This is a genomic window from Stenotrophomonas geniculata (assembly GCF_034508895.1).
GTDB lineage: Bacteria > Pseudomonadota > Gammaproteobacteria > Xanthomonadales > Xanthomonadaceae > Stenotrophomonas > Stenotrophomonas geniculata.
Genome location: NZ_CP140571.1, coordinates 2,439,909 through 2,452,932 on the forward strand (window position 1 = coordinate 2,439,909; position 13,024 = coordinate 2,452,932).

The following is a 13,024-nucleotide window of genomic DNA, read 5'->3' on the forward strand; positions in this document are numbered from 1 at the left end:
AGCGTCGGGGCGCGTGGCGATCCATGCGGTCCTGCTCCTTAGCCGTCATGACATCAAGTGTTGCCGGGAACCTTGGAGATTCCGTCGAAAAACGATGGAGATTGGGTGGAGGTGGTGTGCATCGTGGCCGGCGGACTCCCCTTCCGCCGGCCACGAGCACGGACATGCCCGTCAGAAGCGCTGGGAGTACTTCACGTACACGGTGCGGCCGATATCGAAGCCGCCGTAGTAGGGGAAGGAGCTGGACGGCTTGGAGAACATGATCGGGCCCTGGTGGTTGAACACGTTGTTCGAACCCAGCGCCACGGTACCGTCCCACGGCAGCTTGTAGCTGACCTGGATGTCATGGAAGGCATTGGAGCCCACCTTGCGCAGGGCATCCGGTTCTCCGTAGGCGTAGCGATCGGGCAGCGAGCACGGTCGGTTCGGCACGCAGCTTTCGGCCATGCCGGAGTAGTAGCGCACCGTGTACTGCGTGCTGAAGTTGCCAAGCTGCCAGTTCACACCCAGGTTCGAGCGCAGGCGGAAGATGCCCGGCCGGCCGATCCGGCCCATCATGATGGTGTCGCCGGCCGAGTTCTGGTTCTCCTCGTCGTACTTGGAGACATAGCTGTTCTGCAGGTCGATGGTGAAGCGGCCGAACGAGAACTCGGGCAGGCGGTAGTGGATGCCCAGGTCCCAGCCTTCGGTTTCCATCGAGCCCAGGTTGGCCAGGCCGTAGAACATGCTGGTGATGTGGCCATCGCCAGCGCGCTTGATGCTGCCACAGCGCGAGGAATTGCCCAGCACGTAGCAGTCACGCAGGATGCGGTCGACGCTGTCCTCGATGATCATGTTGGTGATCTTGTAGCTGTACCAGTCGAGGTTGATGTCCAGGCCATCGACCCAGCGCGGGCTCCAGACCACGCCCACGGTCTTGCTCTTGGACTCTTCCGGTCGCAGCTTCGCGTTGGAGCCGGTGGTGAATTCGTCGGGCGTGGCACACGGATAGCTGGCACAGGGCTTCAGGCTCTGGTTCAGCTGCTGGTAGCCCAGCGGGACGCCGGCAGCGTTGCAGGCAGCGTTGCCGTTGACGCTGTTGGTGGCGCCGGTGCCGCAGGGATCGACATAGGTTTCGAAGCTGGTCCCCATTCCACCATACAGGTCGGAGATGCTCGGTGCGCGGAAGCCTTCGGCGAAGGTGCCGCGGATCATCAATTCCTCGATCGGGCGCCAGGCGAAGCTGGCCTTGGAATTGGTGGTATTGCCGAAATTGCTGTAGTCGGAATAGCGCGTGGCCAGGTTCACGGTCAGTTCCTTGGCGAACGGCAGGTCACGCAGCACCGGCACGTTCACTTCGGCGAAGAACTCATTGAGGCTGTACTCACCCGAGGTGGTGGACGCGCCCAGCGCCGTGCTCTGGCGCGACTGGGCAAAGGCGTCGGGCACGAAGCGGCCTTCTTCCTTGCGGTATTGGTAACCCAGAGCGACGGACAGGTCACCGGCAGGCAGTTCGATCACTGGCCCGGAAATATTGGCGAAATAGCTGCGGGTCTTGGTGATGCCGGTATCGTTGAACGTCGGGAACAAGAAGCGCTGCAGTTCGGGATCGGAGAGAGAGCCAGCCCCCGCGACACCGTATGGCAGCAAAGGATTCCAGGCCAGGCAGCCCGTGACCGGCGATGCCGCCGTGCCACACCGGGCCACACCGTTGGCATCGAGGTAGGAGGGCCCCAATGCCTGCCGGGAAGCGATCAGGCTCATGTCGCCACGGCCTGTTTTTGTGACTTCATTGCGGTTGAACAGCGCACCGACTTCCCAGTCGTACGTCTTGGCGCCCAGTTCGAAGTAGCCGGACAGGCTTGGTGCAATGCGCAGCGACTTCAGCTTGCTTTCGGTCGTGCGCGGCACTTCCCACAGGCGGCGATTGAACGCGATGCCGTGGTCGAGCGGATTGAATACGCTGGCTGCGTCCAGGGGCGTGCCGAACTTGGTCGACTGGTACGGGTAGCCCGCGATCTGCTGGTCGGTGGTGCGCTCGTTGTAGCCGATGTCGGCGGCGAACTTGATCTGGTCGCTCAGCGCGTAGTCCGTGCTGAGGAACAGCGAGCGACGCTCGATGCCGGTCTGCAGGTGCATCTGGTCGTTGCCGTTGGCGAACTCGGCCGGCGTGATCGGGTGGTAGTCGTTCGGATTCTTCGGGTCGCCGCCACGGTTGAGCGTCTTGAACACCGCGTCACCGGTGTTGCACTTGTAGAGCGCCGGGTCGCACCACGAACCGTTCTGGCTGATGTTGCTCCAGTCCGCGCCCGGGTAATTGGGGCCGGCGCCGCCGTACCGGGAGAACTCGCGGTCGCGGGCAAATACCGGATCCGACTTCTGGTATTCCAGTGCGAGGGTGTATCCGCCACGTTCTCCACGGGCGCCGGTCACCAGCGAGAACGTGCTGTCCTTGCCATCGCCCTGGCTGAACTGCCCGTGCTGCATGGACACTTCCAGCCCTTCGTAGTTCTTGCGGGTGATGATGTTGACCACGCCAGCGATCGCATCCGAACCGTACAGCGAGGAGGCGCCGTCCTTCAGGACATCGATGCGTTCCACCGCGCTCATCGGAATCTGGCTGAGATCCTGCAGGCCGCTGGTGGTCGCACCGAGGCGCTTGCCATTGACCAGCACCAGCGTGCGCGTGGCGCCCAGATTACGGATGTCGACGTAGTAACCGCCGACATTTTCACCGGACGACAATGCGCGTGCGCGGGAGATCGCCGGCGCGCCCGTAGACGTCAGGTTCTGCAGCAGGTCGGCGATCGTGGTGAAGCCCTGCTGCTCGATCATCGTGCGGGTGATGGCGATGATCGGCTGCTGCGTTTCGATATCCACGCTGCGGATGGCAGAGCCGGTAACCTGGATGCGATCGAGGTTCTTCGGCGTCTTGTCGCCGTCGTCCTGCGCATGCGCGGCCGGTGACCAGGCGGCGGCCAGGGCCGTGCCCACTGCCAGGGAAAGCAGGGTGTACTTGTAATGCATTTGGCTCTCTCCAAATCCAGTTGAATGGGTTTCCGCATAGCTGCGTGGAAACCGATCTGAAACTCCGCTGTGCGGAATCGGAAGGAACCTAACATTCCGTTTACAACTCGATTACGTTATGGACGCGTTATCGTCGCGCGCTGGATACAGCGTTCATGCACAAGCCATGCACGAAACCGCGACGCGCACGGGGGGTGCCCTGCTTCAGTCTGGCTGCGGGCCGATGACAGACTCCAGGAGACATCCGATGAATACCCCCGGTAAACCAAAACCCACGTGGAAGCAGTGGCATGTGCTGTTGCTGGTGCTTGCCATCGCACTGCTGGTGGCGCTGATCATCGTCATCGCGCCCTGGTGAATCGTGGGCGTTCTGCTCAGATGCCGTGAACGCGGAAATGCGATGGGATGAAGGAGTCAGGACGCGTTGAGGGTGGTGATGCATGCATCAATTCGTACTCACCCAACCGGCACATTCAAACCTCCACAGTGATCCCGAAGGCAACGCACTCGCGCTGTCATTCTCAATAGACCATCGAGCACACAGGAGCGATTCCATGAGCACCCAGTCCACCATCGAACATCGCCTCAACGACCTGATCGAGATTGCCCGGGACGGAAAGTCGTTCTACGAAGAAGCTGCGACCAAGGTGAAGGATGCCGAACTGTCGGCCCTGTTCACCCGCATTGCCGGCGTCAAGGGCCGCATCGTCGCCGCGTTGAGCAGTTCGGTCACCGCCAGCGGCGGCAAGCCCGCCGAGCACGGCACCATGGTCGGGTCGATGCAGCAGTTCTACGGCAAGGTGCGCGCTGCATTCGGCGACACCAACTATGGTTACGTGGCCGAACTGGAAGAGTCGGAAGACCGGCTGCTTGGCGCGTTCAAGGACGTGCTGAAGGACAACGAACTGCCGCCGGCCGTGCGCCAGGAAGTCACCCAGCTGCTGCCCGAAGTGCAGGAATGCCACAACGTGATGCGGGCGCGCAAGCACGCCATGAAGGCGGCCTGACGATCATCGGCGGCCTTCTCCCCGGGGCCGCCACGGTCGGGGCAGCGTGGCTGCCCCGGCCAACTTCGTAATCCGCGCTCCAGCGTCATCGCTGTGCGGGACTACGGCCCAGCAGCAACACCGCAAGGCTGGCCAGCAGCGCGGCAATGGCCGATGTCCACAGTGCACTGGCAAATCCGTGGCTGTAGATCGCCTGTGCGAAGGCCATGTTGCGCGCACCGGTGAAGGTGCCGGTAGCGATCGCATCGGCCATCGACAGTACATCGCGCGCGGGACCCACAGCCGACAGTGCGTTGCGGATGCCCAGGCTCAAGGCGCTGGACAGCACGGTGAATCCGAGCAGGATGCCGACAAAGCGCGTGGTCGCGCTGATGCCGGAGGCCATGCCGGCCCGCTCGCGCGGTGCTGCGCCGATGATGGCTTTGGATGTCTCGCCATTGAGGATGCCGCCGCCGGCACCGATCACCACCATTGCGACGAATGCCAGCCAGGGGAGATGCTGCGACGCGGCCAGTCCGGCCACGGCATTGCCCGCGGCCGTGATCGACAGCCCGATCGCCAGCACCGCTGGACTGTTCAGATGGCGACCGAGCCGGCGGCCCACGCTGGGAAACAGCAGCATCGCCGCAGCGAACGGGAGCATGCCGGCACCCGCAGCCAGTACGCCCAGGCCGATGCCGTTCTGCAGGTACTGCGGCAGCATCGACGCCATCACCTGTGCGCTGACCGAATAGCCGACCATGGCAATGAGTGCGCCGACGAAACGTGGACTGGCCAGCAGCCCGAGATCGACCATGGGATGTGACCGTGCCCGTTCAACGAGGACGAAGGCGGCGGCCATGATGATGGCCAGGCCCAGCCCGCCCAGCGCCGGCGCCGATGACCATCCTTTTGCCAGTCCTTCGACCAGGAAGAACACGATGCCGAAGATGGCAACGCTGAAGGTGATGATGCCGGGCGGGTCGAGCGGGCGGACCGCGCTGTCGGACGACTCGGGTATCCAGCGCAGCGTGCCGTAGCCGAGCAGGCCCAGGAACGGCAGGATCGCAATGAACACCGCGCGCCAGCCCCAGAGCGCGGACAGCAGGCCGCCGATCAGTGGCGAGAGCACCATCATCACGCCCATGGCTGTGCCCCAGAACGCCCATGCAGTGTCTTTGGCGGCCCCCTGGTGGTAGGTGTGGCCGATGATCGACAGCGAGGGCGCCAGCAGGAAAGCAGCACCGATGCCCTGCAGTGCCCGCGCCAGGTAGAGCAGGGTGGCACCGGGCGCCAGTGCACAGAGCAGAGAAGTGAGGGCGAACAGGCTGATGCCGATCAGCAGCACCCGGCGGCGGCCGTAGCGGTCGGCGACAGCACCGGCGGGCAGCAGCAGTGAGGTGAAGGACAGGATGTAGGCACTGATCACCCACTCGATATCGGCGAATCCGGCGTGAAGGTCACGCGCGATGCTGGGCAGTGCGACCGCGACGGCATTGGTCTCCAGCACGGTCATCGTGCAGCCCAGCGAGGCCACCAGCAGGATCGCGTCAGGCAGCGTGTGCCGTGCAGGCGAAGAGGGAGGGGAGGGCGGCACCGGTCACTCGCAGGAAGGGAGGACCGCCATTCCAGCAATGATCGGTGTTTGTTTCATTCTCGGTGTTTTCTGGTTACGTTAGCTTGAACCTAACGAAATGCCGCCCATGGAACGCCGTCACCTGGAGTACTTCGTCACCTTGGCCGAGGAACTGCACTTCGGTCGCGCGGCCCTGCGGCTGGGGATCGCCACTCCCACGCTGAGCGTGCAGATCCAGGACATCGAGCGTCGCCTCGGCACGCGCCTGTTCGACCGCGGCCGGCGCGAAGTGCTGCTGACCTCCGCAGGCGAGGTGTTCCTGGCGGAAGCCCGCGATGTGCTGCGCCGGTTCGAACAGGCCGAAACCCTGGGGCGGCGCGCCGGGCGGGGTGAGATCGGCAAGATCGAGATCGGCTACGTCGGCTCGGCGCTGTATGCCGGTGCGTTGCAGGATCAGCTCAGCCGGTTCCGCAGCCGCTACCCGGGCGTGGAACTGCAGGTGAGCGAATGGCCGATGGGCGAGCTCCCGCAGCTGCTGCAGGAAGGCCGGGTGGATGTGGTGTTCTGCCGGCCTCCGATGGATGTACCCGACAGTTTCGGCGAACACACCCTGGTCGAAGACCAGTTCTGCGTGGCCCTGCCGGAAACCCATCCGCTGGCGCAGGCCCGCGCGCCGGTACAGCCGGCGTCATTGGCCCGGGAAAGCTTCGTCATGCCGGAGCAGCCGGTGGGCGCAATGGAAGTCGGGCGCCGCGGCGGGTTCATTCCACGTATCCGTTCCCAGCCCGGGCATCTGGCGGCGGTGTTGGCCGAGGTGTCGGTCGGCGTTGGTTCGGTGGCGATCGTGCCATCGGTACTGCAACGCACGCTGGTGCTGCCCGGAATGATCTATCTGCCACTGGCCGGCCCCACCATCGTCTCGACCATCGCTGTGCAGTACCGGCGGGCGGAGACCTCGCCTGTGGTGCGACGGCTGATCGAGCAGGTGAAGGAGACGCCGTGCCGGCGCATCGACATGTTGCCCCTGGCCTGAGCGCCGCGCGGCAGGTGGACGATTGCTACACTTGCGCCACCTGCATTTGCATTCGATGGACATCATGAACAACGGGAACGGTCCGCAGACAGTTCGCTGAGCCGCAACAACGATGCAGACGTTGTTGCGGTGATCATCCCTGCGATGCACGCGAAGTGGATGGATCACCGCCGGATTCACTCTGGGCGGAGACTCCCCATGTTCAATCGACAGGCCCCGCGTTGGGCCCACCCGCTGCCATCGGCCATTGTGCTGATGGCGCCGTTCGACCTCCTGGCCTCGCTGGCCATGGATATCTATCTTCCTGTGGTGCCGGTGATGCCGCGGGCACTGCAGACATCACCGACGGTGGTGCAGCTGACGTTGAGCATCTACCTGCTGGTGCTCGGCCTGGGCCAGTTGCTGTTCGGCCCGTTGTCCGACCGCATCGGGCGGCGGCCGGTCCTGTTGCTGGGGGCGTTGCTGTTCGCGCTTTCGTCATTTGCGCTGGCCATGTCCAGCAGCGGCGCAGCATTCCTGGCCTGGCGAACCGTACAGGCGGTGGGGGCGTCGGCGGCATTGGTGGCGACCTTTGCCACGGTCCGTGACGTGTATGCCGATACACCCGAAGGTGCGTCGCTGTATGGGCTGTTCGCCTCGATGCTGGCCTTCGTGCCGGCACTGGGACCGATCCTCGGCGCACTGCTGGCAGGCGCGGTTGGCTGGCGCGCGATCTTCGTTCTGCTCGGCGCACTGGGCATGATCGCCGGCATGCGCGCGGTACGGCATTGGCAGGAAACCCGCCCGCGGTGCCATGACGCGTCGCGACCGGCGGTACGACGCATCCTCGGCAGCGGCGCGTTCTGGGTCTACACGCTGGGCTTCAGTGCGGGCATGGGCACGTTCTTCGTGTTCTTCTCGGTCGCGCCCCGGCTGCTGGTCGGGCGCATGCAGTACTCGCCCCTGTCGTTCAGCCTTGCCTTCGCCACGGTGGCGCTGGTGATGATCGTCACGGCGCGGATGGCGCACGTGTGCATTGCCCGCTGGAACGTGCGCGGTACCTTCCTGCGCGGCCTGTGGGTGATGGTGGCCGGGGTGCTGCTGATGGCGTTGGCCGCAGCGTGGCCTCCCTCGTTCATCGCGGTGGTGCTGCCCATGTGGGGCATCGCGGTGGGGCTGGTGATGGTGGTTTCGGTGGCCGCAAGCGGCGCGCTGCGTGATTTCGCCGATGCGTCGGGTACGGCGGTGGCTCTGTACTACGCGGTGCAGAGCCTGATCGTGGCAGGCATCGGCACGCTGGTTACCCTGGTGCTGCCCGGCGACACCGTGTGGCCGCTGGTGGCCTACGGGTTGCTGCTGCCACTTGCCAGCCTGGCAGGTACCGCCGCGCTGCGGCACCGCACATAGCGCTGGATGGCGGGCAAAAAAAGGGGCGGCCGCGAGGCCGCCCCAACCCGTCAAGAGAACACGTGTTTAGAAGCGGACGGACCAGCGTGCAGTGGCGCCATGGTCGCGGCTTTCACTGCCGAACTGACCGCTGTAGCCCAGCTCCAGCTGCTGCCGCGGGGTCAGCCACGCCGCCAGGCCCAGCTCGGCCACGACGGCGTTGTCGGCAATCGGAGCACCCTCGACCGCGAACGTGGTGCTGCTGTTGGCAAAGGCGAGGTTGGCCACCTGGCTGCGGTCGCCGGAGGCACGGCGGTAGCCGACACCGCCACGCAGGTGCAACCAGCTGTCCTGCTGGAACGATGCCTTCAGACCCTTGTCGAAGCGGAGACCAGCGGTGGCGATGGTGGTGCCGGTGTCGTCCACCTTGCCGTGCAGTGCCGCCGCGCCGCCACGCTCGTTGATCTGCTTCAGGTCCACTTCCACGCGGGCGACCTGCAGGTACGGCTCCAGCCCACCTTCCGCATTGCCGAAACGGTAGCCCGCTTCGATGAAGGCCTGGCGTGTATGTGCGTTGTAGCGCGCGCTCAGGCTGTCGCTGAAGCCTGCGAAGGCAACATCACGCGTGCTCTTCACTTCATTGCGGCTCCATGCCACGCCACCGCGCAGGCCGAACCCGCCCCAGGTGTGGCTGGCGTAGGCGCCGAAGTGCGTGTTGTCGATCTTCGACTTGGCACGACGCTCCTGCTGCTTCACGTCGGTGCGGCCGGTACCGGCCAGCACGCCGATCTGCCAGCCACCGAACTCGCGGTCGATGCCGACCAGCAGGCCATTGCTGTTGGCGTCAGTGCGCGCGGTGTTGCTGTTGCCATCCAGCTTGCTGTTGCCGCCCAGCGCCTGCACCCAGGCACCGGTGGCATCACCCGTATCGGATCCCGGTGCGGCTGCACCGGCACGGCGTGACAGTGCGGCATCGCGCACATGGCGGCTGCCCTCGACCAGGGCCAGCGCCGTGGCCGGATGCAGCTCGCCGCTGAGGCCATCGAGCACGCCACCGACCTGCTGCGGGAACAGTTGGGTCAGCGGCTTGGGCAGGCCCTGGTTGATCGCCAGTCCATCGGCAGCCGCTGCGGCCGCACGCTGGTTCGGCGTGGTGGCGGCACTGGCGAGCGACGCACCCCGGGCCACGTCGATGCGGGTGCCATTGGCACCGTAAGCCAGGCTGAACTGGAGGAACGGCGAGAACGCGCTGAAGTCGGTTTTCGCGAACTGGCCGCTGACACCGCCGTCGGCGCGGATGAAATTGAACTGCTCGCCGAGGTAGTAGGTGCCCGGCTCCGGCAGTGCGACCAGGGTGCCGCCGAGGGTGGCGGTGCCGGTCACGTGCAACTGGTCACTGCGGCCGCCCGGAGCAAGTTCGGCGGCATAGACGCCGGTTGCACCCTGTACGTAGTTGCCGTTGATGGTCAGCGTGCCGATCGAATTGCCGGGCGCGATGATGCCGTCGACGTGGGTGCTGCCGAGCGTACCGACACCCTTCAGCAGGCCGTTGGCACCGACCGTGGTGGTGCCGCCGGTCTGCGTGCCGTTGAAGGACACCACGCCACCGTTGACGGTCAGGTTGCTGTCCTTCAGCAGGCCGCTGCTGCTGACCGTGCTCACGCCCCCGGTGGTGTTCAGCGCGGTGGAGACCAGGCTGCCATTGAGCAGGAACTGGCCACCCTGGACCTCGACCGCAGACGTGAGCGTGTTGGCGCCATTCAATTCCAGCGTACCGTCCTGCAGTACCGCGCCGTTGAAAGTGTTGTCACCGCTCAGGCGCAGCCAGCCGATGCCGGACTTGGTCAGCTTGCCGGGGCCACCGATGTCGTTGGTCCAGTCGTCCCAGGCATCGCCTTCCCAGACCTTCAGGCCACCGGCCTTCTGGTTCATCACCACGTTGGTATCCACGCGCAGCGAGCCGTAGCCTTCGATGGCCTTGCGCAGGTCGACCATGCCCCAGCCGTAGATCGGATCGATGCCTGCTGCACCCAGGTCGCGTGCGGTGGTCAGCAACACGTCGCGGACCTGGGCGTTGTCCAGATAGGGGAAGCGCTCCATCAGCAGGCCGAGCGCACCGGTGATGTGTGGCGCCGCCATCGACGTGCCCGTCTTGGTGCCATAGACGTACTGGGTGTTCTCGCTGTCGATGATCAGGCGGACATAGGCGGAAGTGTTCTCGACGCGACCCTGGATATCACCGGACACAATGGTGCTCAGGATGTCGGTGCCGGGTGCCGAGATGCACCAGTTGGCGGCAACGCCGCAGATGCTGGAACTGCCATCGATCACGTAGTCGGTTTCGCCCGCAGCAGCGTTGGGCCGGCGGACGTTGGCCACGGCCAGCCAGTACGGTTCAAGTTCCGGCTTCCAGCGCGGCATGGCGGCCGTGATTCCGGCGACGGCGCCACTGCCGTTACCAGCCGACCACACCTGGATGAGGGTGGAGGAGGGGGCATCGCCATCGTTGGCGTAGATGCTGCCATACACGCCGTAGCCGTCACCGATCGCTGCATACTGTGCATCCAGCGCGGCAGCAGTCATGTTGCGGGTAGAGATACCCCAGCTGTGGTTGATGGCGCGCACGCCCTGCGCCTGGATCTGCGCATACATATCCAAGGTAGCGGTGTCATCGGGATCGGTGCGATATAGCGCGCGCGGACGATAGAAGTTGTCCGGATCCAGGCGCCACTCATAGTAGGTATCACCAAACACACGGGCTGCGGTCAGGTTCGAACCGAATGCTACGCCATGCATGCCTTTGCCATCGCGGTTGGCACCGATGGTACCCAGCACGTGGGTGCCGTGGTCGGCGTAGCTGAAGCCATAGGGCTGGCCTGCCGCGATCAGGCGTGCGGCCAGTGCGGCGGGAACGCCGGGGCCAAGGCCGTAGTAGTTGTAGCCTGGCTGCTCGCCACGGGTTTGTTCGCAGGCACCGGTACCGGCCACCACGCCTGGCGTGGCGCAGTCCGCGCCGATGGTGATGCTGGACGTATTGCGCCCCGCAAATTCCTGATGGGCCAGTGCCGAGCCCGAATCGAACAGGGCAAGACGTACGCCCTGGCCGGTCAGTCCACGTGCATAGGCGTAATCGGCCCCCATCGCACCCAGCCCCCAGTCAGCGTTGAATTCATCGCTGCGCCAACTGGCTGCATCGCCGGGGTTGCCGAGCACGGACGTGTTGGCCGCCGCTGGCGTGGTGGCCGTCGGTGCTGCGGACGCGCCGACGCCTGGTTGCGCCCACGCCGCCTGCAGTTGGCGCTGTTGTTGCCAGACCTCGAATGAGTCGTTGGCCATCGCGGGCAACGTGCTGGCAAGCAGCAATGTGCTGGTGACCGCCAGTGCGAGGCGGCTGTGCATCGGAGAACGGGAGCGGGACGACCGGCCGTGCAGCGGGTGATTCATCGGACAACTTCCTTGATTGACGGACAACAAGGCCGTTAACCCCGCAGCGAGCCGATCACCCCCAGTGGTGTGAAGGAAATTTAATGAACAGGTTAATGTTTCGTGACGCGCGTGTTCACTCCATCTCCGGGAAACCCCGCTACCGTGGCCCGGCCTGGGCTCACCAGGCTTATCAAGGAGTGATGTCGATGCGTACTTTCAGGAAAATGATCGTAGGTGCCGTGTTCGCCTTGGCCTGCAGCGGTTCGGTTGCTGTGGCCGGGCCGATTCCGCCATGCGATCTTCCCTGTTGGAAGGCTTACCAGGCCTGTTTGTCCGGTGGCGGTGATGCGATGGAATGCCAGTACGAATACGATCGTTGCGTCATGGATCGCTGCGGCGCTGTGTAAGCAGTGGCAATGCAGGACTGATGACGAGCCCCGTCACCGACGGGGCTCTTCTGTTTCAGCGCAGCCCGCTTGCAGGCCATGCACGCAGCGGCGAGGATGGGGAATCGCATCGGAGCCGCTGCACATGGCCGTCAAACGTGTCGTCGCCAACATCGCCACGCCTGATCCTGCGCGTGCCGCAGTGTTCTATGGCGAGCTGCTGGGCATGCCGGTGGTGATGGACCACGGCTGGATCGTCACCCACGGCGGCGAGGGCAGCGCGCTGGCGCAGGTCAGCTTTGCCAGTGAAGGGGGGTCCGGCACCGCAGTGCCGGATCTGTCGATCGAAGTGGACAATCTGCAGCAGGTACTGGAGCGCATGCGCGCGGCCGGCATCCCGCTGGAATATGGCCCGGCCGATGAGCCCTGGGGCGTGCGTCGCTTCTTCGTCCGTGACCCGTTCGGGCGGTTGTTGAACATCCTCGCCCATACCTGAGCGACAGACGGTTCGTCAGCGCCGCTTGGCACCGGCCGGTGGCACGCCGACCATGCGCAGGCAATCGGCCTGCACGGCTTCGATGAACGCATCGGCATCCTGTGCCGGTGTGGCGATCAGGTCGTCGGTAGCGCCGTGCACGCCGGCGTAGATCAACGAGGCGGTAACCTGCGGCGCCGAAAGCTGCCACAGACCGGCGGCGTTGCCCGCTTCGAGGATGCCCAGCAGCTGCTGCTGGATTGCATTGCGTTCGGCGTTGCCGCGCTGGTGGTGATGATGGTTGGCGTAGACCACGTCGTGCAGTGCATGGGTGCGCACGTAAAGTTCGATGTTGGCGCGGATCCAGGCGCGCAAGCGTGCTACGCCATCGCCGACGGGGTGCTGCTGCACGGCCTGGTCAACCGCTTCCATGAACTGCCGCGTGTAGCGCTGCGCCAGCGCCTGCAGGATCTCGGTGCGCGAGGCGAAGTAGGTATAGAAGGTGCCCTTGGCCACATCAGCCGCGGCGACGATGTCGCTGATGGTGGTGGCGTCCACTCCCTTTGACAGGAACAGTGCCTGCGCGGCGTCCATCAGTTCTTCCTGGCGGGTTTCCGCAGGCTTGGTGCGAGGCCTGGCGACAGCTGGGGTCTGCATGGTGGGCAAGGTCCGGGTGCGACGGTGGCCATTCTAGCTGTCCTTCGGCATTGACTGACCGTCGGTCATTGACCGACGGTCAGTCAGTGGCTACGATGCGCGCACGTCCTCCCC

The 13,024-nt window shown here is 64.9% G+C and carries 9 protein-coding genes; 5 read left to right on the forward strand and 4 right to left on the reverse strand.

Annotated elements, in window-relative coordinates; genetic code table 11:
* Nucleotides 1-171: 171 nt before the first annotated feature.
* Nucleotides 172-3,006, reverse strand: coding sequence for a TonB-dependent receptor domain-containing protein (locus RI032_RS11335; protein WP_049480196.1), 2,835 nt, complete (start codon nucleotides 3,004-3,006; stop codon nucleotides 172-174).
* 554 nt (nucleotides 3,007-3,560) lie between these two features.
* Here RI032_RS11335 and RI032_RS11340 point away from each other — a divergent pair.
* The gene (locus RI032_RS11340; protein WP_197656514.1) at nucleotides 3,561-4,013 is read left to right on the forward strand and encodes a PA2169 family four-helix-bundle protein; all 453 of its coding nucleotides are present in this window, start codon (nucleotides 3,561-3,563) and stop codon (nucleotides 4,011-4,013) included.
* Between the two features lie 85 nt (nucleotides 4,014-4,098).
* On the opposite strand, the gene RI032_RS11345 is transcribed toward RI032_RS11340, so the two are convergent.
* Nucleotides 4,099-5,589: an MFS transporter gene (locus RI032_RS11345; protein ID WP_322547026.1), complete on the reverse strand. Its 1,491-nt coding sequence runs from the start codon at nucleotides 5,587-5,589 to the stop codon at nucleotides 4,099-4,101.
* A 106-nt stretch (nucleotides 5,590-5,695) separates the two neighbouring features.
* Between RI032_RS11345 and RI032_RS11350 the strand changes: the two genes are divergently transcribed.
* A complete protein-coding gene (locus RI032_RS11350) occupies nucleotides 5,696-6,601 on the forward strand; it encodes a LysR family transcriptional regulator (protein WP_049413095.1) in 906 nt (301 codons plus the stop codon).
* Nucleotides 6,602-6,799: 198 nt separating this feature from the next.
* Complete coding sequence (gene cml / locus RI032_RS11355) at nucleotides 6,800-7,987, forward strand: CmlA/FloR family chloramphenicol efflux MFS transporter (RefSeq protein ID WP_099559933.1); 1,188 nt, start codon at nucleotides 6,800-6,802, stop codon at nucleotides 7,985-7,987.
* 66 nt (nucleotides 7,988-8,053) lie between these two features.
* Here the strand turns inward: cml and RI032_RS11360 are convergent, their stop codons facing one another.
* Nucleotides 8,054-11,410, reverse strand: coding sequence for an autotransporter domain-containing protein (locus RI032_RS11360; RefSeq protein ID WP_197656515.1), 3,357 nt, complete (start codon nucleotides 11,408-11,410; stop codon nucleotides 8,054-8,056).
* 188 nt (nucleotides 11,411-11,598) lie between these two features.
* Here RI032_RS11360 and RI032_RS20655 point away from each other — a divergent pair, with 188 nt between their 5' ends.
* Nucleotides 11,599-11,799, forward strand: coding sequence for a hypothetical protein (locus RI032_RS20655; protein WP_029550896.1), 201 nt, complete (start codon nucleotides 11,599-11,601; stop codon nucleotides 11,797-11,799).
* 124 nt (nucleotides 11,800-11,923) lie between these two features.
* Nucleotides 11,924-12,274, forward strand: a complete 351-nt coding sequence (locus RI032_RS11365; RefSeq protein ID WP_010481265.1) for a VOC family protein — start codon at nucleotides 11,924-11,926, stop codon at nucleotides 12,272-12,274.
* 15 nt (nucleotides 12,275-12,289) lie between these two features.
* Here RI032_RS11365 and RI032_RS11370 read toward each other — a convergent pair whose 3' ends face one another.
* On the reverse strand, nucleotides 12,290-12,910 hold the full coding sequence (locus RI032_RS11370) for a TetR family transcriptional regulator (RefSeq protein ID WP_197656516.1): 621 nt from the start codon (nucleotides 12,908-12,910) through the stop codon (nucleotides 12,290-12,292).
* Nucleotides 12,911-13,024 lie beyond the last annotated feature (114 nt).